The 23,086-nt window shown below is 73.2% G+C and carries 16 protein-coding genes and 1 pseudogene; 11 read left to right on the top strand and 6 right to left on the bottom strand.

Features of this window, described 5'->3' with window-relative positions:
• Together ABD437_RS02600 and ABD437_RS02595 are read right to left on the bottom strand one after the other, a co-directional pair.
• Positions 1–1,230 (bottom strand): arginine deiminase, encoded by a 1,230-nt coding sequence (locus tag ABD437_RS02600; protein WP_344647089.1) that lies wholly within the window; start codon positions 1,228–1,230, stop codon positions 1–3.
• Complete coding sequence (locus ABD437_RS02595) at positions 1,227–2,660, bottom strand: APC family permease (protein ID WP_344647088.1); 1,434 nt, start codon at positions 2,658–2,660, stop codon at positions 1,227–1,229. Before ABD437_RS02595 ends, ABD437_RS02600 begins: the two co-directional genes overlap by 4 nt.
• A 155-nt stretch (positions 2,661–2,815) precedes the next feature.
• On the opposite strand from ABD437_RS02595, the gene ABD437_RS02590 reads away from it, so the two are divergent.
• From ABD437_RS02590 to ABD437_RS02570, 5 genes are all read left to right on the top strand, one after another.
• Positions 2,816–3,280: a wax ester/triacylglycerol synthase domain-containing protein gene (locus ABD437_RS02590; RefSeq protein WP_344647087.1), complete on the top strand. Its 465-nt coding sequence runs from the start codon at positions 2,816–2,818 to the stop codon at positions 3,278–3,280.
• A 250-nt stretch (positions 3,281–3,530) separates the two neighbouring features.
• Positions 3,531–3,806 carry a WS/DGAT domain-containing protein gene (locus ABD437_RS02585; protein ID WP_344647086.1) on the top strand — a complete coding sequence of 92 codons (276 nt, stop codon included), beginning with the start codon at positions 3,531–3,533 and terminating at the stop codon, positions 3,804–3,806.
• A 26-nt stretch (positions 3,807–3,832) separates the two neighbouring features.
• Entirely contained in the window at positions 3,833–4,819 is a 987-nt protein-coding gene (locus ABD437_RS02580; protein WP_344647085.1) for an ABC transporter ATP-binding protein, read from the top strand.
• 2 nt (positions 4,820–4,821) lie between these two features.
• The gene (locus tag ABD437_RS02575) at positions 4,822–5,958 is read left to right on the top strand and encodes an ABC transporter permease (protein ID WP_344647084.1); all 1,137 of its coding nucleotides are present in this window, start codon (positions 4,822–4,824) and stop codon (positions 5,956–5,958) included.
• On the top strand, positions 5,955–7,103 hold the full coding sequence (locus ABD437_RS02570; RefSeq protein ID WP_344647083.1) for an ABC transporter permease: 1,149 nt from the start codon (positions 5,955–5,957) through the stop codon (positions 7,101–7,103). The genes ABD437_RS02575 and ABD437_RS02570 overlap by 4 nt, the downstream gene beginning before the upstream one ends.
• A gap of 239 nt (positions 7,104–7,342) precedes the next feature.
• Here ABD437_RS02570 and ppdK read toward each other — a convergent pair whose 3' ends face one another.
• The 4 genes from ppdK to ABD437_RS02550 form a co-directional block, all read right to left on the bottom strand.
• On the bottom strand, positions 7,343–9,964 hold the full coding sequence (ppdK, locus tag ABD437_RS02565) for a pyruvate, phosphate dikinase (RefSeq protein WP_344647082.1): 2,622 nt from the start codon (positions 9,962–9,964) through the stop codon (positions 7,343–7,345).
• A gap of 13 nt (positions 9,965–9,977) precedes the next feature.
• Positions 9,978–10,943, bottom strand: a complete 966-nt coding sequence (locus ABD437_RS02560; protein WP_344647081.1) for an Acg family FMN-binding oxidoreductase — start codon at positions 10,941–10,943, stop codon at positions 9,978–9,980.
• Positions 10,944–11,058: 115 nt separating this feature from the next.
• A complete protein-coding gene (locus ABD437_RS02555) occupies positions 11,059–12,096 on the bottom strand; it encodes an NAD(P)-dependent alcohol dehydrogenase (RefSeq protein WP_344647080.1) in 1,038 nt (345 codons plus the stop codon).
• A 72-nt stretch (positions 12,097–12,168) separates the two neighbouring features.
• The gene (locus tag ABD437_RS02550; RefSeq protein ID WP_344647079.1) at positions 12,169–12,750 is read right to left on the bottom strand and encodes a hypothetical protein; all 582 of its coding nucleotides are present in this window, start codon (positions 12,748–12,750) and stop codon (positions 12,169–12,171) included.
• A 203-nt stretch (positions 12,751–12,953) separates the two neighbouring features.
• On the opposite strand from ABD437_RS02550, the gene ABD437_RS02545 reads away from it, so the two are divergent.
• The 6 genes and pseudogenes from ABD437_RS02545 to ABD437_RS02520 all read left to right on the top strand — a co-directional run bounded on the left by ABD437_RS02545 (position 12,954) and on the right by ABD437_RS02520 (position 23,064).
• Entirely contained in the window at positions 12,954–14,234 is a 1,281-nt protein-coding gene (locus ABD437_RS02545; RefSeq protein ID WP_344647078.1) for a PEP/pyruvate-binding domain-containing protein, read from the top strand.
• 3 nt (positions 14,235–14,237) lie between these two features.
• A pseudogene (locus ABD437_RS02540) lies at positions 14,238–16,879 on the top strand (cation-translocating P-type ATPase).
• Complete coding sequence (locus tag ABD437_RS02535; protein WP_344647077.1) at positions 16,872–18,338, top strand: bifunctional aminoglycoside phosphotransferase/ATP-binding protein; 1,467 nt, start codon at positions 16,872–16,874, stop codon at positions 18,336–18,338. Before ABD437_RS02540 ends, ABD437_RS02535 begins: the two are co-directional and overlap by 8 nt.
• 78 nt (positions 18,339–18,416) lie before the next feature.
• The gene (locus ABD437_RS02530; protein ID WP_344647076.1) at positions 18,417–19,415 is read left to right on the top strand and encodes an Acg family FMN-binding oxidoreductase; all 999 of its coding nucleotides are present in this window, start codon (positions 18,417–18,419) and stop codon (positions 19,413–19,415) included.
• Positions 19,412–20,377, top strand: a complete 966-nt coding sequence (locus ABD437_RS02525; protein WP_344647075.1) for an Acg family FMN-binding oxidoreductase — start codon at positions 19,412–19,414, stop codon at positions 20,375–20,377. The genes ABD437_RS02530 and ABD437_RS02525 overlap by 4 nt, the downstream gene beginning before the upstream one ends.
• Positions 20,374–23,064, top strand: a complete 2,691-nt coding sequence (locus ABD437_RS02520) for a bifunctional acetate--CoA ligase family protein/GNAT family N-acetyltransferase (protein ID WP_344647074.1) — start codon at positions 20,374–20,376, stop codon at positions 23,062–23,064. Before ABD437_RS02525 ends, ABD437_RS02520 begins: the two co-directional genes overlap by 4 nt.
• The last annotated feature ends 22 nt before the right edge of the window (positions 23,065–23,086 follow it).

The raw sequence follows: 23,086 nt of genomic DNA, 5'->3' as shown, positions 1-23,086 counted from the left end.
TCAGCTCATGCAGCGGGCGCCGCCGCGGCCGCGGCCGAGTTCCCCGCTCGGGATGGGCAGCACCTTGATGCCGTTCTCGGCGAGCATCGAGTTGGTGACCGTGTTGCGCTCGTAGCCCACGACGACGCCCGGTTCTAGAGCCAGCACGTTGTCGGCGTCGTCCCACTGCTCGCGGGCGGCCGCGCGGCGGTCCGTGTCCACGCACAGGACGCGGGGCCGGTCCGTGCCGAGCGCTTCGGCGATCGTGCCGAACAGGTCGTCGCGCGGGCGGACCGCGAGCCCGCCGTGGTCGGATTCGAGAATCTCGTCGAGCGACGCGGGGACGATCGACCAGTGCCGCAGGGCCTCCGGAGCGAGCCCCGGGTAGCGCAGGAACGTGTCGGTGTCGACCATCGTCAGCACCGTGTCCAGGTGCATGAGCGCGTGCGACTTCGGCAGCTCGACCGCGATCACCCGCGACGCCTGACCGGTGCGGAACAGCGACCGGGAGAGGATCTCGACGCCCTGCGGCGTCGTGCGCTCGCCCATGCCGATCAGGACGACGCCGCGGCCCAGGACGTGGATGTCCCCGCCTTCCAGCGTCGCGGGCTGGTGGTCGGCGTCGTCGTCGCCGTAGTAGATCGGGAACGTCGCCTCCCGGAACAGCGGGTGGTACCGGTAGACGGCCCGGCTGTGGACGGACTCCCGGCGGCGCGCCGCCATCGCCATCGGGTTGATCGTGACGCCGCTGTAGATCCAGGCCGAGTTGTCGCGCTGGAACAGCGTGTTGGGCAGCGGGGGCAGGACGAAGTCGTCCGGTCCGAGCGTCTGCCACCGCAGGCCGCCCGCCTTCAACCCCGACAGGTCGACGCGGGTGATGCCGCCGATGAGCAGCTCGGCGAGCCGTTCGGGCGGCAGGTCTTCGGCCAGCGCGCGCACCGACGCCGCCAGTGCCGCACCGAGGCGCGGCACGGTGCACACGCGCTCCAGGACGAACGCCCGCGCCTCGGCGGAGTGCAGGGTCTGGGCGAGCAGGTCGCCGAACAGGTGGACGGTGACCCCGTGTTCGCGCAGCACCCGCACGAACGCGTGGTGCTCGGTGCGTGCCTTGGCCGGCCAGAGCACGTCGTCGAACAGCAGGTCGTCGCAGTTGTCGGGGGTGAGACGGTCGAGTTCGAGCGCCGGGGTGTGGAGGATCGCCTGGTGCAGGCGGCCCACCTCGGAGTGGACGCCGAACGGGGTGCGGGTCATCGCGTCGCTCCGTGGGTGTGGTCGGTGATGGCGGCCGGGGTGTCGGGAACCGGCACGATCGGCACCAGTGGTTCGTCGCCCGTGTCCGCCGGCGCGGGAACAGCGTGGAGCTGCTCGCGGCGTGTCTTGAGGTAGGCGTAGATCGGGACCCCGAGCAGGAGCGCGATCATGGTCTGGTAGACGGCGGCGTAGCCGGCCGCGGCGGTCACCCACAGCGAGAACAGCCCGCTCGCGACGACGATCGCCAGGTCGCGGGCGAGGGCCCAGCCGGTGACGCGACGGCGCCGCGAGACCAGGTAGGCCAGCTGCGCGCAGGCCGAGAAGAAGTACGGGATCGCGACCGTGACGACCGACAGGCTGACCAGGTAGGTGAACACGGTCAGGCCGGTGTTGCCGCTGTAGGCGAACCCCATCAGCGCGGACGCCAGCGCGGTCGACACGACGATGCCGAACCAGGGCGCCCCGTCGTGGTTCTCCTTCGCGAACTGCGGCGGGAACAGGTCGTCCTTGGCCGCGGCCCAGGGCATCTCGGCGGTCACGAGCGTCCACCCGTTGAGCGCGCCGAGCCCGGAGATCACCGCGGTGGCCGCGACGAGCTTGCCGACCCAGGCGGCGTCACCGAAGATCGCCTCGAACGCGTTCACGAACGGGGCCCCGTTGTCGACCAGCGCACCGTGCGACACCAGCCCCATCACCGCGGCGGTGACCACGAGGTAGAGCAGTGCGCTCGCGGCGGTGCCGAGCACGGAGGCGCGCCCGACGTTGCGTTGCGGATCCTTGACCCGGCCCGCGGCGATCGCCGCGCACTCGACGCCGATGAACGAGAACAGCGCGACGCCGGCGGCGATGCTGATCCCGTCGTAGAGGCTGCCGCCGGTCGCGTTGAACGGGCCGAAGTTGGCCGTCTCGACGAAGAACCAGCCGACGATCCCCACGATCAGCAGCGGGATGAACTTCAGGACCACGGTGACGTTCTGCAGCCACGCGGTCTGCTTGACCCCGACGAGGTTGACGGCGGCCGGGATCCACAGCCCGACCAGCGCGATCCCGAAGTTCGTCCACGCGCCCGGGTTCTCGATGCCGAACAGCGACTCGACGTAGAGCACCCAGGACGAGACGATCGCGGCGTTGCCCGCCCAGGCGGTGATCCAGTAGCACCAGGCGGTCAGGTAGCCGGCGAAGTCGCCGAACTCGTGGCGGGCGTAGGCGTAGACGCCCCCGTCGCTGTGGGGGACGCGCTTGGTCAGCTGCCCGAAGAGCACACCGAGCAGGAGTGCACCGGCGGAGACGACGGCGAGGACGAGCAGTGAGCTGGTGCCGGCGCCGGCCAGCACGGCCGGCATCGTGAACACGCCGGTGCCGACGATGCTGCCGATCACCAGCGTGGTCGCGGAGAGCGGTCCTAACGCTCTGGTTCGGGGCGTGGTCATGGCGATCTCCTTTGATCCCGTACCGACACCTCGAGACTCCGTCCGTCCCACCTGTCCCCGGCAGGGCCATGGGGTGCGGTGTGTCCGGGCCGAAGGTCCCGAGGTGGTGACCTTCGGATCTACGACGCGCCGCCGATCGGTGCTGCGCTGGAACGATGGAGAGGTTGCGAGCGGCAGACGTGATCAACCTGGCGGCGGAGGCCCCCGGGGTGCCGATGCACATGACCGTGGTGGCGGTCCTCGACGGTGCCCCGCTGTGCGATCCGGCCGGGCGGTTCCGGCTGGACGCGATCCGGCGCACGGTGTCGGCCGGAGTCGGGTCGGTACCGCGCCTCCGGCAGGTGCTGCACGAGCCCGGCCCGTTCGCCGGGCGGCCGCTCTGGGTCGACGCCGCGAGTTTCGACGTCTCGAAGCACGTCGGCCGGATCGTGGTGCCGGCGCCGGCCGGCGAGGACGCGCTGCTGGAGCTGGCGGCCCTGGTGATGGTCCGTCCGCTCGACCGTCGGCGTCCGCTGTGGCGGATGGTGTTCGTGACCGGTCTCGCGGAGCAGCGGATCGGGCTGATCATGCGCTGCGGCCGATGGTCTCGCCCACCCCTGGGTCGCGTCCGACGTCGCTGAATCGGCCGGTCGGCCCCGTCGCCGGATCGGTGTCGTCCGACTCGATCTCACGGAGGCCGAGCGCGTCGCCCACACCTCGGGCGGAACGGTCAACGATCTGGTCCTCCATCTCGCCACCGGCGGCCTCCGTGCGCTGCTGCAGAGCCGCGGCGAGCGCGTCGATGCCCTGGTCGTCACGGCGTCGGTTGCGGTCTCGCTCCGTGACCGCAGCCACGAGGTCGACGTCGGCAACCGCACCGGGGCCTACCTCGTGCACGTCGTCGAGAGCGATCTGACCGGCCCGGCCGCCCCGATCAGCGTGTTCGGTGCCAAGGTGCGCACGGTGATCCCGATCGGATCGCTGGCCGGGAACGTGCCTATCTCGGTGCTGGCGCTCTCCTACGCCGGTGAACTCGTCGTCGCGATCCAGACGGACGCCGACGCGGTCCCGGACGCCGAGATCCTGGTCGAGGGTGTCCGTGCGGAGTGGAAGGCCTGGCACGGGACGAACGACCCTAGGCGCGGCGCCGCCCCGGCGACACCCTGAGGCCAACCGTCCGAAGGAGGCGCTGGATGACGTCGTCCGATGTCGTCACCGAAGAAGCCGATGCCGAGCGGGTCGCGCCGCCGGTGCTCCGATGCCGTGATCTGCGGAAAAGCTTCGAGGGCACGGCGGCGGTGAATGGTCTCTCGTTCACGATCGCCCCGGGGGAGACGTACGGCCTGCTCGGCCCCAACGGAGCCGGAAAGAGCACGACCATCCTGATGGTCGCCGGGGTGCTGGCCGCCGACGCGGGGCAGATCGACGTCGGTGGGCGGGCGATGACGGTCCGGTCGGTCCGCGCCAAACGCGCGATCGGGTACGTCCCGCAGGAGACCGCGCTCTACCCGGAGCTCTCCGGCCGGGAGAACCTGCGGTTCTTCGCCGGCCTGTACGGCCTCGGTCGCGCCGAGGGCCGGGCCAGGGTCGAGGACGTGCTGGACATCGTCGGGCTGGCCGACAAAGCGAGCGCGACCGTCAAGACGTACTCCGGGGGGATGCAGCGTCGGCTCAACATCGCCGTCGGGCTGCTGCACCAGCCGGAACTGCTCATCCTCGACGAGCCGACGGTGGGCGTCGACCCGCAGAGCCGCAACGCGATCCTGGAGAGCATCGAAGCGCTCAGCGCCGCCGGGATGGCCGTGCTCTACACGACGCACTACATGGAGGAAGCCGAACGGCTCTGCGACCGCGTCGGCATCATCGACCGCGGCGCACTGGTGGCGGAGGGCACGACCCGCGAGCTGACCGGCCTGGTCGGCGAAGCGGACCACGTCCGGCTCGACGCCACCGGAGACCTCGCGGCCGCAGCGGAGGCACTCCGAGGGCTCCCGACGACCCGCACCGTCACCGTCGGACCGGACGGTCTCGACATCCTGGACGCCGACGCGCGCACCGCGCTGCCCGACCTGTTGGCCGTGGCGGCGGGCGCCGGTGCGGTGGTGCGGTCGGTCGCGGTCGAGGAACCCGACCTTGAAGCGGTCTTCCTGCACCTGACCGGCAGCCGGCTCCGGGACTGACGATGCGACCCGTGCTGCTGATCGTCGGCAAGGACCTGCGTGAGCGTCTCCGCGACCGCTCGCTGTTCCTGTTCGCACTCGTCGTCCCGCTGGTGCTGGCGTTCGTCTACAACCTGGTGCTCGGCAAGGCCTCCGACCCGGATCCGTTCCGCTACGCCCTCGTCGACCTCGACGGCGGACCGGTGGCGGCGGCCTTCGCCGACGACGTCCTGGGCCCCCTCGTCGGCGACGACGTCGTCACGATCCGCCGTGTCGCCACCGCCGAGGCCGCGCGGACGCTGGCTCGCGACGGCGACATCGACGCCGGATTCGTCCTACCCGCCGGCTTCAGCGCGTCGGTCGCGGCGGAGAAGCCGCTCGGGGTCGCGGTGATCGGCAACGTCGACGCGCCCACCGGTACCCAGGTCGCCACGGCGATCGCGGACGCCTACGCCGGGGAGCTGGACACGGTGCGGGTGACCGTCGCGGCAGGCGGGGACACGCGGGTTCTGGAACGGACCGCGCCGCTCACGGTGGCCGGCGCCCCGGCGTCGATGAGAGTGTTGGACCAGACCACGTACATGGCCGCCGCGATGGCGATCCTGTTCCTGTTCTTCACCGTCCAGGCCGGGCTGTCGTCGCTGATCGACGAACGGTCGGCCGGGACGCTGCGCCGGATCCTCGCGTTACCGGTGCCGCGCTGGACCGTGTTGGCCGCCAAGGCGGTGACCAGCGTCGTCATCGGCGTCGTCGGCACCGGCGTGCTCGTCGTCGCGTCCTCGCTCCTGATGGGAGCCGACTGGGGCGACCCGGTCGGGGTCGCGTCGCTGGTCGTCGGCGGTGTGCTGGCCGCGACCGGGGTCACCGCCGCGGTCGTCGCGACCGCCCGGACCGCCGAGCAGGCCGGGAGCCGTCAGGCCGTGGTCGCGATCCTGCTCGGCATGCTCGGCGGAGTGTTCTTCCCGATCAGCCAACTGGGTGGGGTGGTCACGACGGTGAGTCTGGTGACGCCGCACGCCTGGTTCCTGCGCGGCCTCGGGGAGCTGGCCGGGGGCGGCGGGGCGTCGGCGGCACTTCCGTCGGCCGCCGTGCTGGCCGCGTTCGGGTTGGTCACCGGCGCGATCGCGCTCGTCGGCCTGCGTCGGGAGGTGGCGTCGTGAAAGCGCTCGTGATCGCCGGGACGAACCTCCGCCGCATGTTCCGCGACCGGACGACGGTCTTCTTCGTCGGGGTGTTCCCGCTCCTGCTGATCCTCGTTCTGGGGTTGGCCTACGGCGGCGACAGCGAGCCGCGCGTGGGGGTGCACGTGGCCGGACGGACGCCCCTGGCGGCGGAGTTGGAGAAGCGGCTCCGTTCCGCCGACGGATTGGACGTCCGGACCGCCGACGAGTCCGACGCTGTGGTGCACGCGGTGGAACGTGGGCAGCTCGAGGCCGGTGTTCTCGTGCCGGCCGGCTACGAGCGGGACGTCGCGGCCGGGAAGAGCGTGACCGTGCGGGTGATCGTCCCGCCGGGCCTGGCCGGTCAGCAGACCCAGGCGTCGCTGCGCGCGCTGGTGGGCCTCGAATCCGACCGGCTGCGCGCGGCCCTGGCGCTGGACGCTCCGCTGCCCGTAGCCCTCGCGCGCGTCGACGCGGCCGGGCGGTCGGTGCCCGGTGTGCCGGTGCGGACCCGCACCGAGGGCGACGCCGACTTCGGCACCGGCACCGGCCGGTTCGACGTCGGAGCGAGCTCCCAGCTCGTGCTGTTCGTGTTCGTCACGTCGATGAACGGGGCGGCCGCCCTGATCGAGACCCGGCGGCTGGGCGTCTCCCGGCGCATGCTCACCACCGCGACGCCGGCCGGAACGATCGTGACCGGCGAGGCGCTCGGGCGGTTCGCGGTCGCCGCGACGCAGGGAGCGATCATCATGGCCGGCTCCGCGTTGCTGTTCGGCGTGCGCTGGGGTGATCCGGTCGCGTCGGTGGTGTTGATGCTGGTGTTCGCACTGTTCGCCGCCGCGGCCGGCATGCTGCTCGGCACCCTCGCGCGCAGCGTCCAGCAGGCCACCGCGGTCGGGCTGCTCGCCGGGCTCGGGCTCGCCGCGCTCGGCGGGGCGATGATGCCGCTGGAGTTCTTCTCCCCGGTGATGCGGCTGGTCGCGCACGCGACGCCGCACGGCTGGGCGGTCGAAGGCTTCGGCACGTTGCTCCGTCACGACGGCACGCTCGTCGACGTCCTGCCGCAGCTGGGCGTCCTGGCCGGCGGCGCCGCGGCGGCGTTCGCGCTCGCCGCGTGGCGGTTCCGCGCGGTTCTGACCCGTTGAGCGGAGACCCCGATGAGGCACCGTACGGTTGGACCGTCCAGGACAGAGATGTGCCGTTGGGTAAGGGCCGCGCGGAATCCGCCGCTTCTGGTGTCGGTCTTCTGGAGCGCGAAGATGCTGGTCGGGATGTGGCTGATCGTGTCGTCGAGGTAGTCCCACGGCCGGTAGCGCCAGGTCGGTGACGATCAGCTGGTTCGCGCGGAGCAGGCCGCGAGGGGAGAGCCTCGCGGCCCGATGGCTCACCGCGTGTCGGACGCCGTTCCGGTGACCGCGGCGCGGCCGGCCTCCAGCCGCGCGATCGGCACCCGGTACGGGGAGCAGGACACGTAGTCCAGCCCGGCGTCGTGGAAGAAGTGCACCGAGTCCGGGTCGCCCCCGTGCTCACCGCAGACCCCGATGTGCAGATCCGGACGGGTGGCCCGGCCCTCGTCGACCGCGATGCGGATCATCCGGCCGATGCCCTTCCGGTCGATCGACTCGAACGGCGACACCCCGAAGATGCCCAGTTCCAGGTAGCGGGAGAAGAACGCGCCCTCCACGTCGTCGCGGGAGAAGCCCCACCCCATCTGGGTCAGGTCGTTGGTGCCGAACGAGAAGAAGTCCGCGGCGTGCGCGATCTCGCCGGCGGTGAGCGCCGCGCGCGGAACCTCGATCATCGTGCCGATCTTCACCGGGAATCCGGCGGTCAGCTTCTCCGCCTCGGCGCGCACGGTCTCCAGCTCCTGCACGGTGCCGACCAGCGGCACCATGATCTCCGGCCGCGGATCGCCACCGGCCTCGCGGTGCGCGATCGCCGCCCGGACGATCGCACGGATCTGCATGGCGAACAGCCCCGGCACGACGAGCCCGAGACGCACACCGCGCAGCCCGAGCATCGGGTTGGCCTCGTGCATCCGCCGCACGGCCGCGAGCAGGGCCAGATCGGTGCCGGGGTCCTGTCCCAGCGCCTGGGCGACACCGACCTTCACCGCCAGCTCCTCCAGCGAGGGCAGGAATTCGTGCAGCGGCGGGTCGATCAGCCGGATCGTGACCGGCAGACCGTCCATCTCGCGGAACAGCTCCTCGAAGTCCGCCTGCTGCAGCGGCAACAACGCCGCGAGCGCGGCGTCGCGCGCCTGATCGTCGCCGGCCAGGATGAGCCGCTCGACGAGCGCCCGGCGGTCGCCGAGGAACATGTGTTCGGTGCGGCACAGCCCGACGCCCTCGGCCCCGAACCGGCGGGCCCGGGCGGCGTCCGGACCGGTGTCGGCGTTGGCGTGCACACCGAGCCGGCGGCGCTCGTCGGCGTGCCGGAGCAGCCGGTCGACGGCGGCGACCAGCCGGTCGGCGGTCGGGGCGAGAGAGCCCTCGAAGTACCGCACGACCGGCGACGGAACCACCGGGACCGCACCGAGGTAGACGTGCCCGGTGGTCCCCTCGATCGAGATCACCTCGCCCTCGGTGAGCACGCGCCCGTCGACGGTCAACTCGCGCCGCTCGACGTCCACCTGCAGGGCGTCCGCGCCGCAGACACAGGTCTTGCCCATGCCGCGGGCCACCACCGCGGCATGGGACGTCTTGCCGCCCCGGCTGGTCAGGATGCCGTGCGCGGCGATCATGCCGGGCAGGTCGTCGGGGTTGGTCTCCCGGCGGACCAGGATGACGTCCTCGCCCTCGGCGGCGAGCGCGGTGGCACGACGCGAATCGAAGACGATCCGCCCCACGGCGGCGCCGGGGGAGGCGCCGACACCGTGCGCGAGCGGGCGGGTGGCCGCCCCCACCTCGAACATCGGGAACATCAGGTGCGCGAGCTGCTCACCGCTGACCCGGGCCAGGGCCTCGTCGGCGTCGATCAGCCCCTCGTCGATCAGCTGGGACGCGATGACGAACGCGGCGGCGGCGGTGCGCTTGCCGACCCGCGTCTGCAGCATCCAGAGCTTGCCGTGCTCGATCGTGAACTCGATGTCGCAGAGGTCGCGGTAGTGCGCCTCGAGCGTCGCCATGTGCCCGAGCAGTTCGGTGTACGCGGCCGGGTCGATCCGCTCCAGGTCCTGCAGCGGCACGGTGTTGCGGATCCCGGCGACGACGTCCTCGCCCTGGGCGTCCTGGAGGTAGTCGCCGTAGACACCGCGGGCTCCGGTCGCCGGGTCGCGGGTGAACGCGACGCCGGTGCCGGAATCGGGTCCGAGGTTGCCGAACACCATCGCCATCACGTTCACCGCGGTACCGAGGTCGGCGGGGATGCGCTCCTGGCGGCGGTAGAGCACCGCGCGCTCGGCGTTCCACGACTCGAACACGGCCCGCACCGCGAGGTCGAGTTGCTCCCGCGGATCCTGCGGGAACGGCTGGCCGGTGTGCTCGGAGAAGATCTTCAGGTAGGCGGCGACGAGTTCCTTCGGATCGTCGAGCAGCAATTTCACCGAGTCGAAGTCCGCCGACGGGACACCGCACACCGTGCGGCCGAACATCTCGATCAGACGCCGGTAGGAGTCCCAGGCCGAGTGTTCGCTCTCGCCGCGCTGAGCCGCCAGTCCGACGACGCTCTCGTCGTTGAGACCGATGTCGAGGATGGTCTCCATCATCCCCGGCATCGAGAACGCGGCGCCGGAGCGCACCGAGACCAGCAGCGGGTCGGCGGGGTCGCCGAGGCGGCGGCCCATCCGGCGTTCCAGGTCGGCGAGTTTCTCGGTGATCTGAACGGCCAGTTCGGACGGCTCACGCCCGGTTCGCAGGTAGGCCCGGCAGGCCTCGGTGGTGATCGTGAAGCCGGGCGGCACCGGGAGACCGATGGCGGTCATCTCGGCCAGGTTCGCTCCCTTCCCGCCCAGCAGTTCCTTCATGTCCTTGTTGCCTTGGGTGAAGTCGTAGACGAACGTGGCCATCGGAGCATCTCCTTCAGGATTGGCCGGGGAACCCGAGCGCGTCCGAGTTCGGACGACGGGCCGTCCGGGGTGGCGCCGCCGTGTCGGCCGGAACGCCGATCCGCAGTGCGACCGCCGGGTGGTCGCTCCCGCCCAGCAGGGTGTGCAACGCACGCCGGGCCGAGGAGACCTCGACGACCTCGCTGATCGGCGACGCGACGAGCCCGTGGCCGGTCAGCGTCAGCCAGACGTCGGACAGGGCCTCGCCGGCCCGCAGCCAGGAGCGGCGGTCGTCGCGTTCGGTGAGCAGGACGCCGTAGACGGTGCCGCCGTCGGTGCCCGACCCCAGCGGCTCGCGGTCGCGGCGGAAGGTGCGCGTGGGCACCGTCCGCCAGGTGTCGGGCACGACGGTGCGGCCGGGCAGCCCGTCGCGCTCGTCGGCCGGGCGGGAGGTCCAGGTCCGCAGATCACGCAGGAGCGACGGCTCGGCGTGTTCGACGATGTCGGCCACCTCGGCGATGTCGGCGAACGACGGGAGTTCGTCCGGCGTCAGGAAGCGCAGCCGGACGTCGTGCCGCGCGGCGGCGGCACGCAGCGCGTCCAGGTCGGCGGTCGCGGGTGGCTTCTCCGCGAACGGCCGGCGATCGGTCTGGCGACGGTAGATCGCGTCGTGGTTGCGCGGGTCGGCCGCGCAGCGCGCACCGAGGCCCAGGCGGGCCACCAGATCCGGCCGGGTCTCGTCCGGCAGACGCTCGACGCTCCCGGCGTAGCCACCGGCGCGCAGCGCGGTCACCGCGTGATCGAGCGCGGTGCCGCAGCTGATCAGCAGCAGGCGACCGTCGGGATCGAGTGCGCGGAGCCGGCGGTCGGCGTCGAGCCGGAGCTCGGCGGTGTCGCCCAGGAAACTCCAGCGCCACGGCTGGGTGTTGAGGACCGACGGAGCGCGCAGCGCCGCCAGAGTCGCTTCGGTCAGCTGGTCGATTGCCGCACGGTCGGACATCGTCGGCTCCCTTCGTCGTTGACGGGTCCCTCTTCTACGGTCGTCGCCCCGGGCGGGCCGCAGTAGGGCCGGGAAGGCCCTGCGACTGCGACCAAAGACCCGGTTCCGGCCCCGGTCAGTCCGGGACGACGACGGCGCGGCCCGGCACGGTGCCGGCGGCGACCGCCGCGTACGCGTCGGTGGCGGCGCTCAACGGCCACGTGCGCACCTGCGCCCGCACGTCCCCGCGCGCGGCCAGCCGCAACACCTCGTGCAGCTCCGGGCGCGTCCCCCAGTAGGTCGGCGTCACCGAGACGCCGTAGGGCGTACCGAGCAGCGACACCGGAAGCACCCCGCCGCCGAGCCCGACGATCAGGATCTGACCGCCCTTCGCGACCGACTTCGCCGCGATCGCCAACGTCGCGTCCGAGCCGACGAGGTCGACGACGGCGGCGGCACCCGCGCCGCGGGTGAAGTTGCGGACGGCGTCCTCGGCGCAGGCACTGGCGTGCACCAGGTGGTCGGCACCGCAGGCCTTGGCCAACTCGAGCGCGTCGGGCTTCGCGTCGATCGCGATGACCTCGGCGTCGGTGGTCGCGCGCAGGATCTGCACGGCGAGGTGCCCGAGTCCGCCGATGCCGATCACCACCGCGGTGGCGCCCGGCGTGAGCAGGGGCCGCGCCTTGGCGATGGCGTGGTAGGGCGTGAGGGCCGCGTCGGTCAGTGGTGCGGCGTCCACGGGCGACACCCCGTCGGGTAGCGGAACGAGGAACCGGGCGGAGGGCACCAGAAGGTACTCCGCCATCCCGCCGTCGGCGCCGAGACCGGCGACGGTCCAGGTGCCGGGCACCGCGGCGCAGTAGTTCTCGGCGCCGGTGGCACAGGTGTGGCAGCTTCCGCAGCCCCACGGCCCGTACACCGCGACCGGTAGCCCGGGCTCGAGGTCGACCCCGGCGCCCACGGTGTGCACCCAGCCGGCGTTCTCGTGGCCGAGCGTGAACGGCACCGGCCAGTCCAGCAGACCGGGCGGGAAGTCGTGCAGCAGGTGCAGGTCGGAGTGGCAGACGCCGGCACCGCCCATGCGGACGAGGACCTGGCCCGGTCCCGGCTCCGGAACACCGACGTCGGCGAATTCGGGGTCGTGGTGCCAGTCGACGAGACGGAGCGCGCGCACGAGGATCTCCTCACGAAATCGGCCCGGCCCTCGAGGGCCGGGCCGTTGCGGGCAGGTGGGGTCGGGACCGGCTCACGTGAGCCAGGGGAACTTCTGGACCAGTGCGGTGCGGCGCCACCAGGTGCCCAGCCCGAAGTAGTTGCCGGCGCCGACGAGGGCGAGGGTGGCGACGATCAGGGCACCGAGAATGTGTTCGTCGGTGATCGGGTTGTTCTCCGGGGGCAGCGCGACGGTCCACATGAGCACGTAGAGCAGGCTGCCGCTGACTCCGGCGATGCGCATGCCGATGCCCAGCGTCATCGCGACGCCGATGCCGAGCAGACCGAGCATGAACGCCCAGTCGGCGAACGCGGTCCCCGCGAGGTCGTGGTAGAGGCCCTCGAACGGGCCCTTGGCGGCGTTGCCCAGGAAGCCCTGCGTCGGCGAGCCACCGTCGATCCAGCCCTTGCCGTCGGGCGTGGCGTAGCCGAGTCCGAACAGCTTGTCGATGAAAGCCCAGAGGAACGTCCAGCCGACGACGATCCGGGTGGCGGCCAGGACGGCGCGGGTGACGGTGGCGGTGCGGGTGTTCGGCGCGTCGAAGAGCGCGGCCGGGCTGTCGGGCGCGGTCAGGTGCAGCGAGTCGAGGATGTGGGGCCTGTGGGTGGTGGCCATCGTGAGTCACCTCATCGGTAGGGGGTGTGCTCCGTGCACGTTCAGATTCCGCCCGCGACGACACCGTCGGCAGAGGCAGAGGTCCCGGCCGGTCGGGCCGGTTCCCGGGACTTTGGTCCCGAGCCCGTGCGTCCACCGGCACTGCCTCGGCGCTCCGCGCGCGAGGAGCGTGAGCGTCGACGAACAACCGGAGAGGTGACGAGATGCTCGACACCGGGGCCACCGTGCTGTGGTTCGACGACCTGTCGGTGTCCGACGCCGCGATCGCGGGTAAGAAGGGCGCCAATCTGGGGGAGCTGACGCGAGCCGGTCTGCCGGTCCCGCCCGGCTTCGTCGTCAGCGCGCGGGCGTATCGGACGGCGATGGAAGCCGCGGGGGTGCGCGAAACGCTCGTGGCGACGAGGACGACTGACGATCCGCTCGCGGAGGGCCTGCGGAAGGAGATCGCGACCGCACCGCTGTCGCCGGCGATCGCCGACGAGACCCTCGCCGCCTACCACCGCCTCGGTGACGGCACTCCGGTCGCGGTCCGATCGTCGGCCATCACCACGGACGACCTGTCGTTCGCGGGCATGAACGAGACCTACACGAACGTCCGGGGCGACGAGCAGCTCATCACCGCGGTGCGTGCCTGCTGGTCGTCCCTCTACAGCGCCAGGGCGATCGCCTACCGGGCCGCGCGGGGCGTCACCGAGGAGCCGGCCATCGCCGTGGTCGTGCAGCGCATGGTGCGCGCCGATCGGGCAGGCGTGATGTTCTCCGCCGACCCGGCCTCCAACGACACGTCACGCGTCGTCGTCGAGGCGGCGTTCGGGCTCGGTGAGGTCGTGGTCAGCGGTCAGGTCATCCCGGACACCTACGTCGTGCACAAGAACGGTCCGACCGTGCTCGAGGTCGAGATCGGCCGCAAGACCCACCAGATCGTCACCGGGCCCGACGGAGCCGACCGGCGGGTCGACCTGGACCCGGCCCGGGCCGCGACCCGCGTGCTGGACGACGACGAGGTGCTGGCGCTGGCGAGGCTGGCGATCCGCGTCGAGCAGCACTACGGCTCGGCGCAGGACATGGAGTGGGCGATCGAGAACGGCCGGGTCTTCCTCGTCCAGACCCGGCCGATCACGACACTCCCGGCGAGAGCTCCGGCGTATCCCGGCGGTCGACGCTTGACCTCCGGGCAGGGATCGGCGCCCGGCCGGGTGTCCGGCCCGGTGCGGCTCCTGGGGTCGCCGACCGAAGCGCACCGGTTCGCCGCCGGTGACGTCCTCGTCGCCGCGTCGACGTCGGGGGAGTGGATGCCGATCCTCCGCCGGGCCGCCGCGCTGGTCACCGACGAGGGCGGCATGACCTGTCACGCCGCGATCGTCAGCCGCGAACTGCGCATCCCGAGCGTCGTCGGCACGCGGACGGCCACCGCGACGCTGCGCGACGGCGAGATGGTCACGGTCGACGGTCGGCTCGGAGCCGTGTTCGAAGGAGTGATCTGAGCCGTGAAGGTCATCGAGGAGGGCCACCCACCGGTGGTCGTCGGCGACCCGCGGGAGAACCTGCAGGCCTTGCTCCGCGACCTCCGGGCCCGCCCCGCGGGGTTGAGCGCGGAGGAGGCCGCCCGGCGACGCGCCCAGTACGGCCCGAACGCCCTTCCCACCACGGGCGGCCCGAGCTGGGTCAGCGCACTGACCCGGCAGCTGATCCACCCGCTGGCGCTGCTGCTCTGGGGAGCCGCGGTACTGGCCTGGCTGTCGGGAACTCCCACGCTGGCAATCGCGATCGTGGCCGTCGTGCTCTCAACGCCGCGCTGGCGTTCTGGCAGGAGCAGCAGGCCGAGCGATCGGTCGAGGCGCTGGCGGCCTTCCTCCCACCGCACGCCCAGGTGCTGCGCGACGGCCACGTCGTCGAGGTGGACGCCGTGGAGATCGTTCCCGGTGACGTCGTGCTGGTGGACGAGGGCGCGACCGTTCCGGCCGACGCCCGGCTGCTCGACGGGGCCGTCGAGGTCGACATGAGTGCGCTGACCGGCGAATCGGTTCCGGTGATCCGCACCGCGGGGGAGACCGACCCCGGAGCTCAGCTGCTGCACGTGCCCGACGCGGTCTTCCGCGGCACGCTCTGCACCGGTGGCGCCGGCCGCGCGGTGGTGTTCGCGACCGGCGCGGCGACGGAGATCGGGCGGATCGCGACGCTGTCGCACGGCGTCGAACGCAAGGACAGCCCGCTCGAACGTCAGGTGCGCCGGGTGGCCTGGCTGATCGCCGGCGTCGCGGTCGGCGTGGGCGTCGCGTTCCTTCCGCTGGGTCTGGTCGCGGGGCTGTCGCTGTCGGCGGCCCTGGTCTTCGCCGTCGGGCTGCTCGTGGCGAACGTCCCCGAAGGACTTCTTCCGACGATCACGCTGGCGCTCGCGGTGGGTGTCCGGTCCCTGGCGAGAGCCGGAGCGGTGGTCAAGCGGCTCTCCGCCGTCGAGACCCTGGGGTCGACGACCGTCATCTGCACCGACAAGACCGGCACGCTGACCGCCAACCGGATGCAGGTCCACCAGCTGTGGACACCGCACGCCGACCTCCGCGACGCCGCGGACATCCCGGCCGGGGACGGTCACGTCGCGGCCCTGGCCGAGGTGCTCGCCCGGTGCACCGAGGCGACCCTGGACGGTGACCACGGCACCGGTGACCCGACCGAACTGGCGTTGCTCCGGTTCGCCCGGGAGCACGTTCCGGCCCGGGGGGCCCTGCGCATCACCGTGCACCGCTTCGATCCGCGGCTGCGCCGGATGTCGACCGTCGACCGGGGCACCGAGCGTCGCGAGGTCTCCTGCAAGGGTGCGCCCGAGGCGGTGCTCCCGCTGTGCCGGCTGGGCGACGCCGAGCGCGCGACCGCCGAGAGCGTCGTCGCGCAGCTGGCCGGTCGCGGGCTGCGTGTCCTCGCGGTCGCCCACCGGCCCCTGGGTGAGAGCGTGCCGGCCGACCGGGACGCCGTCGAACGTGACCTGCGGTTGTGCGGCCTGGTCGGGCTGCTCGACCCGGCTCGCCCCTCGGTCGCGCCCGCGGTGGAGACCTGCCACCGGGCCGGGATCCGGGTGCACGTGGTGACCGGCGACAACCCGCTCACCGGCGCCGCGATCGCCCGCTCGGTCGGCATCGGTGACGACGACTCGGCGGTGATCACCGGCGACGAGCTGGCGTCCATGACCGACGAGGAGCTCGCCGAGCTGCTGCAGGCCGACGGGGAGGTCGTGTTCGCGCGCACCACCCCGGAGGAGAAGCTCCGGATCGCCGACGCCCTGTCCCGCCGCGGCGAGGTCGTCGCGATGACCGGGGACGGTGTGAACGACGCACCGGCACTGCGCCGGGCCGACATCGGCGTCGCGATGGGACGGTCCGGCACCGATGTCGCCCGCGAGGCCGCCACGATGGTGCTCACCGACGACGATTTCGCGACCATCGTCCGCGCCGTGGAAGCGGGACGGCGGGTCTACGACAACGTCCGCAAGTTCATCCTCTACATCTTCGCGCACGCGATTCCCGAAGTGGTCCCGTTCCTGCTGTTCGCGTTGTCCGGCGGGGCGATCCCGCTGCCGCTGACCGTGTTGCAGATCCTCGCGATCGATCTGGGCACCGAGACGCTTCCCGCGCTGGCGCTGGGACGGGAGCCGGCCGAGCCCGGCCTGATGGACCGTCCACCGCGGCGCCGCTCCGAGGGGGTGGTCAGCCGGCGCATGCTGATCCGGGCGTGGGCGGTACTGGGCCCCGTCTCCGCCGCGCTGGCCCTGCTCGCGTTCTTCTCCGTGCTCTGGCGCGCCGGCTGGTCGCCGGGCGCCGACGTCTCTCACGACGTCCACGTCCGGGCCACCACCGCGACCTTCGCGGCGATCGTGTCGTGCCAGATCGGCACGGCGTTCGCCTCGCGGACCGAGCGGGTGTCGCTGTTCACGGTGGGCCTGTTCACCAACCGCCTGCTGCTGGTCGGCATCGCGTTCGAAGTGGTGTTCACCGGGGCGCTGATCTACCTGCCGCCGCTGCAGGCGGTGTTCGGTACGGCCGCGCTGGACGGCTGGACGCTGGCGCTGCTGGGCACGTTCCCGCCGGTGGTTTGGGGCGTCGACGAGATCTACCGCTGGGTGGTGCGCCGTGGTTGAGACCCTCGCGGCCGTGGCCGAGACGCACACCGGTGTCGTCGTCTTCGTCGGGGACCGCGCGTACAAGCTCAAGAAGCCCGTCGACCTCGGTTTCGTCGACTTCCGCACGGCGGAGTCCCGGCGCACCGCCTGTCACCGGGAGCTGGAACTCAATCGGCGGTTCGCGCCGGACGTCTACCTCGGCGTCGCCGAGGTGCACGACCCGGACGGGCGACCCTGCGACTGGCTCGTCGTGATGCGCCGGATGCCGGCCGACCGGCGGCTCTCGACGCTGGTGCGGTCCGGCGAGAACGTCGACCGGCCGCTCCGGGCGCTCGCGCGGATGCTCGCCGCGCACCACGCGGCCGCGCGGAGATCGCCGGCCATCGACCGCGAGGGCACGGCGGCCGCGCTGCGGCAGCGCTGGCGGGACAACCTGGCCGGGCTCGAGCCGTACCGGGGAACGCTCGCCGACCCCGCCACGCTCGACGAGATCGCCGACCGCGCGCTGCGCTACGTCGACGGCCGCGTGGACCTGCTCGCCGACCGGGTCGCCGCCGGGCGGATCCGCGACGGCCACGGCGACCTGCTGGCCGACGACGTGTTCAGTCTGCCGGACGGCCCGCGCGCACTGGACTGCCTCGAGTTCGACGACACCCTGCGCGCGGTGGACGGCGTCGACGACGCCGCCTGCCTGGCCATGGACCTGGAGCGGCTCGGTGCCCCGGCGGAGGCCGCACGCTTCCTCACCTGGTTCGCCGAGTTCGCCGGGGGTCCGCGGGTCCCCACGCTGGAACACCACTACGTCGCCTACCGCGCGGTCATGCGGGCCAAGGTCGCGTGCCTGCGCTGGCAGCAGGGCGTCCCCGACAGCGCGGCCACCGCCGCCCAGCTGCTCGGCCTCGGCGTCACCCACCTGCGCGCCGCCGAGCCGCGGCTGATCCTGGTCGGTGGCCTGCCCGGCGTCGGGAAGTCGACGCTGGCCGGAGGCCTCGCCGACACGCTCGGCGCGGTCCTCGTCCGGTCCGACCGGGTCCGCAAGGAACTGGCCGGGATCTCACCGCAGGTGGAGCGACGGTCGTCGTGGCGGGCCGGGCTCTACGCGCCGGACCACACCGCGGCGGTCTACGACGCGTTGCTGCGCCGGGCCCTCGAGCTGCTCCGGCACGGCGAGTCGGTGGTCCTGGACGCCGGTTGGGCGGACGCGTCGGCACGGGACGCGGCGCTGGTGATCGCGTCGCGGGCCGGTGCGACGCCGGTCGAGCTGCGCTGTGTCGCCCCGGCGGCCCTCGCCGCCGAACGGATGGCGGGCCGGACCGGGGATCCGTCCGACGCCACCCCGGAGATCGCCGCCCGGATGGCGGCGGAGTTCGCGTCGTGGCCGACCGCGTCCGAGATCGACACGACCGTGGCCCCGGCCGAGGCGGTGGCGGCGGCGCTGCACCGCGTCGAGCAGGTCGGGACGAACGTCCCGTCCTAGCGGTCCACCGGCACTGCTGCCGGGTCCCGTCCGGACCGCACGCTGAGAACAGGAACCACCGAGACCAAGGAGGTCGTCATGGCCGCCACCGCCACACCCCGGCCGCTCCAGGCGGTCCTCGACGTCGCGGCCGCGGCCGCGCTGCGTGCCCCGTCGGTGCTCAACACCCAGCCGTGGCGCTGGATCGTCCACGAGCGGTCGCTCGACCTGCGTGCCGATCCGGACCGACAGCTGACCGCCGTGGATCCGGAGGGCCGGATGCTGGCCGTGAGCTGTGGGGCCGCGCTCGACCACGCGGTGATCGCGCTGCGCACCGAGGGCTACGACGCCCGGGTGGACCTGCTGCCCGACCCTTCGGACCCCGAACTCCTCGCGACGGTCCGTCCGGGCGCCCACCACGCGCCGATCGCCGAGGATTTCCGCCGCTACCAGACCACCCTGCGCCGGCACACCGACCGACGGCCGTTCGGACCGGAACCGGTCACCGAGGACATGATCGCCGGGCTGGCCGAGGTCGCGCTCGTGCACGGGGTACACGTGCACGTCGTCCGGGAGGACCAGGTGCCGACGCTCTCCGCGCTGGCCTCCACCGCCGCGAGCACGGAGCTGGCCGACCCGGCCGAGCGCGCCGAACTCGCCCGCTGGACGCGCCGCGCACCGCACGCCGCGGACGGTCTCGCCACCGACGTGACCGTCCAGGGCTCGCCGCGCCGGGTGCCGTTGCGCCCCTACGCCGAGGACGCCGCCGGGCTGCTCCCGGGCGGACCCGGGAACGACAGCGGCGCCCGGTACCTCATTCTCTGGGGCAACCAGGACGGCCGCCGTGCCTGGCTCCGCGCCGGGCAGGCGCTCTCCGCGCTCCTGCTGACCGCCGCCGAGTCCGGCCTGGCCACCTCGCCCATGACCGACCTCGTCGAGGTGGCCGAGACCCGGGTGGCGCTCCGCCGCCTGCTGTCGTGGCAGGGGCACCCCTACGCGGTGCTCCGCGTCGGGGTGGCCGCCGCCGACCTCGGCGTGCCCGCGGCGCACCGGCGTGGCCACGACGAGGCCGTCGAGATCGACCGGCCGTCGTCATGACCACCCCCGGGGTCAGCCTCCTGGACGCCGAGCGGTTCGCCGACCTGGTGGCGCTCGGCACACGGGCGCCCTCGCTGCACAACACCCAGCCGTGGCTGTTCCACCGGCGGGGCGACGCGGTCGAACTCCTCGCGGATCCGGCCCGGGTACTCCCGGCCACCGATCCGTCCGGCTGGGGCCAGCGCATCGCGATCGGCGCGGCCGCGTACAACGTGCGGCTGGGCTACGCGCTCCTCGGCTGGCGGGCCGAGACCGAGCCGTACCCCGAGCCGGGGGAGAGTCACCTCCTGGCACGCGTGCACCCGGTCGCCGAGCACCGGATCACCCCGGCCGAGCGGATCGTGGCCGACGCGATCCCGCGGCGGCACACCAACCGGCGGCCCTATCTGGAGGCGCGGGTGCCGGACGAGACGCTGGCCGCGCTGGTCCGAGCCGCTGACGAGGAGTCCTGCCGGTTGAGCGTGCTCGACGCACAAGCCGTCGGTGAGGCGTCCGAGCTGATCCGGGACGCCGACGAAAAACTCGAACGCCGGAGCGGATACGCCGAGGAACGGCACCGCTGGAGCCGCGAGGCCGGCGGACCGGCGGACGGCGTCCGCTGGGACCGGCTGACCGGCCGGTCGCACCCCGACGAGCGGTTGCGCCGGCGTGACTTCGGCGCGCCGGCCACCAGCTCCGATCGCCGCTACGAGAGCGATCCCTGTCTCGCGGTGCTCACCAGCAGCGGCAGCAGCCGCTACGACGAGCTGCGCGCCGGGCAGGCCCTCCAGCACGTCCTGCTGCGGGCCACCGCGGCCGGCCTGACCTCGTCGCTGTACTCGCAACCGATCGAAGTCGACGCGGCACGGCAGAAGCTCAGCTCCGTGTGCGGGGGCGGCACCCCACAGATGGTCGTGCGGGTGGGGTACGGGCTCGCGCACGGCCCCACGCCACGACGTCCGGCCGACGAGGTGATCCGGTGAACAACGTCGAGGCGCTGCTCGCCGACGGAAGCGTGGTCCTCGTCCGGCCGGTCGTCCCCGCGGACGCCGACGGACTGCGCCACCTGCACGTCGACGCGTCCGGCACCAGCCGCCGGATGCGGTTCTTCACCGTCGGTGACGTCACCGCCAAGATGTACGCCGACCACCTCGCGTATCCGGACGACGAGCACCTCGCCCTGGTCGCCGTCCGCGACGGCGAGCTCCTCGGGGTGGCGTCGGCCGAACCGGTCGGAACCGACCCGGCCGTGGCCGAGGTCGCGCTGATGGTCACCGACCGGCTCCACCACGCCGGTATCGGCACGCTGCTGCTCGAACACCTGGCGGCCGCCTCGCGCCGGGCCGGGATCACGCGCTTCACCGCGGACGTCCTGTCGGAGAACCGCGCGATGATGACGGTCTTCGCCGACGCCGGGTTCACGGTGTCGATGGCCCGTCCGGAAGCCTCCACGGTCAGCGTCAGCGTCGACCTCACCGGCACCGCGGTCCTGGCCGCCGCGGTCGCCGACCGGGAACGACGGGCCGATGCCGCCTCGCTCGCACCGGTCCTGGCGCCGTCGTCGATCGTGGTCGTCGGGGCCGGACGCCACCCCGGCGGCGTGGGCCGCGCCGTGCTCACCAACCTGCTCGCCGGTGGCTTCGCCGGTCGGCTGGCCGCGGTCAATCCCCACGTGGGGCCCGGCGCCACGATCGGCGACGTTCCGGCGTACCCGGCCGTGGCCGACGTCCCCGGCCCGCTCGATCTGGCGGTCGTCGCCGTCCCGTCCGGTACGGTCGCGGCCGCGCTGGCCGAGTGCGGCCGAGCGGGCGTGCGCGCCGCCGTCGTGCTGTCGTCCGGCTTCGCCGAAACCGGCGGACGCGACGCCGAGCGGGAGCTCGTCGCGGTCGCCCACCGCTACGGGATGCGGCTGGTCGGGCCGAACTGCCTCGGCGTCGTGAACCTCGATCCGGCGGTCCGGCTGAACGCCACGTTCGCGGACCTGCGGACGAGCCCGGCACCCGAGGGCGCCGGAACCGGACTGGCCTCGCAGTCCGGCGCGCTCGGCATCGCCGTGCTGGACGCCGCCGCGCGGCGCGGCATCGCGGTGTCGCAGTTCCTGTCGCTCGGCAACAAGGCCGACGTCAGCGGGAACGACGCGCTGCTCTACTGGGAGGACGCGCCGGGAGTCCGCGTGATCGCGCTGTACCTGGAGTCCATCGGCAATCCCCGCCGGTTCCGGCGCATCGCCGCACGCATCGCGCAGCACAAGCCCGTCGTCGCGCTGCGCAGCGGCCGCTCGGCCGCCGGCGCCAGGGCCGGTGCCTCGCACACCGCCGCGGCCGCCACCCCGGACGCCACCGCGACCGCGCTCTTCCGCGACACCGGCGTGCTGGCCGTCGACACCACCGAGGAGCTCCTCGACGTCACCGCGCTGCTGGCCGCTCAGCCGGTTCCGGCCGGGACCCGGATCGGCGTCGTCGGCAACGCGGGTGGCCCCGGTGCCCTCACCGCGGACGCCGCGGCGGCGGCCGGCGCGCGCATCCCGGAGTTGAGCGACGCGACCACGGCCGCGCTCCGCCGCGAGCTGCCCCGCGCGGCCGCGGTGTCCAACCCCGTCGACCTCGGGGCCGAAGCCACCCCGGGCGCCTACCGGTCCGCGCTGGCCACCCTGTTCGCGTCCGGCGAGGTGGACGCGGTCGTCGTCCTGCACGCGGTGACCCGCGCGCAGCCGGTCACCGCGGTCGTCGACGCCGTGCGCCGGGCCGCCGACGCGCACCCCGGTGTCCCGACCGCCGGCGTCCTGCTGGGGGCGGAGCCACCGCGTGGCGGCGCCGTGCCGTGGTTCCCGTTCGGTGAGTCGGCGGCGCGCGCGGTCGCCCGGGCCGGGCACCTCGGAGCGTGGCGTGCCCGGCCGCACCTCCCGGCGGCGGTGCCGGGCTTCGACGAGGCGGCCGTGACCGACCTGCTGGCCACCGCTCCACGGTCGGCCGGCGGGTGGCTCGGCGCCGAAGCCGCCCAGCGGTTGCTCGAGCTGGTCGGTGTCCCGACCTGCTTTACCGTGCCGGTCGCCGGGGCCGACGCCGCCGTGCGCGCCGCCGCGGAACTCGGTGGGCCGGTGGTCGTCAAGTCCGCGGCCCTCGGCCTGGTGCACAAGACCGAGCGCAACGCCGTCGCGGTCGGCCTGACCACACCGGCCGACGTCGCCGCGGCCGCGACGGCGATCAGCCGCAGTACCGGCTCGGACGCCCTGCTCGTGCAGACGATGGCCACCGGCCGCCTCGAGCTGACCGCCGGACTCGTCGCGCCGGCCGGGGGCGCCCCGGTCGTCCTCGTCGGAGCGGGCGGCGTCCACGAGGAGGTGCTGGCGGACAAAGCGCTGGCCACCTGCCCGCTGGACGCCGGCGCGTCGGTCGCTCTCCTCGACGAACTGCGGTGCGCGCCACTGCTCCGCGGCCACCGCGGCAGCCCGCCGCTGAACCGCGCCGCGGTCGCCGACGTGCTCGACCGGCTGGCCCGGCTCGCTGCCGTCGCACCGCAGATCGCCGAACTGGACCTCAACCCGCTCCTGCTGGACGAGCACCGTGTGACCGCCGTGGACATCGCGGTGCGGTGCCACCCGTCCACCCCCGACGGCCGTCCGCCGCACCGCGACCCGGTGGCGGACGACTACGCCCGCGCGCTGGGCTGAGCCCTGTGCGTGAATCACCCCT

Origin of the sequence: Cryptosporangium japonicum, from assembly GCF_039524755.1 — a bacterium.
GTDB classification, from domain to species: Bacteria; Actinomycetota; Actinomycetes; order Mycobacteriales; family Cryptosporangiaceae; genus Cryptosporangium; species Cryptosporangium japonicum.
The sequence above is the reverse complement of the archived record's forward strand: the minus strand, read 5'-3'. Positions and strand labels throughout refer to the sequence as shown.

Excerpts from the sequence above, each read along its gene's own strand:
- ABD437_RS02590 (WP_344647087.1), top strand. The coding sequence starts at position 2,816 with ATGGAGAGGTTGCGAGCGGCAGACGTGATCAACCTGGCGGCGGAGGCC.
- ppdK (WP_344647082.1), bottom strand. The coding sequence starts at position 9,964 with ATGGCCACGTTCGTCTACGACTTCACCCAAGGCAACAAGGACATGAAG.
- ABD437_RS02525 (WP_344647075.1), top strand. The coding sequence starts at position 19,412 with ATGACCACCCCCGGGGTCAGCCTCCTGGACGCCGAGCGGTTCGCCGAC.
- ABD437_RS02575 (WP_344647084.1), top strand. The coding sequence starts at position 4,822 with ATGCGACCCGTGCTGCTGATCGTCGGCAAGGACCTGCGTGAGCGTCTC.
- ABD437_RS02550 (WP_344647079.1), bottom strand. The coding sequence starts at position 12,750 with ATGGCCACCACCCACAGGCCCCACATCCTCGACTCGCTGCACCTGACC.
- ABD437_RS02530 (WP_344647076.1), top strand. The coding sequence starts at position 18,417 with ATGGCCGCCACCGCCACACCCCGGCCGCTCCAGGCGGTCCTCGACGTC.
- ABD437_RS02580 (WP_344647085.1), top strand. The coding sequence starts at position 3,833 with ATGACGTCGTCCGATGTCGTCACCGAAGAAGCCGATGCCGAGCGGGTC.
- ABD437_RS02560 (WP_344647081.1), bottom strand. The coding sequence starts at position 10,943 with ATGTCCGACCGTGCGGCAATCGACCAGCTGACCGAAGCGACTCTGGCG.
- ABD437_RS02595 (WP_344647088.1), bottom strand. The coding sequence starts at position 2,660 with ATGACCACGCCCCGAACCAGAGCGTTAGGACCGCTCTCCGCGACCACG.
- ABD437_RS02600 (WP_344647089.1), bottom strand. The coding sequence starts at position 1,230 with ATGACCCGCACCCCGTTCGGCGTCCACTCCGAGGTGGGCCGCCTGCAC.
- ABD437_RS02545 (WP_344647078.1), top strand. The coding sequence starts at position 12,954 with ATGCTCGACACCGGGGCCACCGTGCTGTGGTTCGACGACCTGTCGGTG.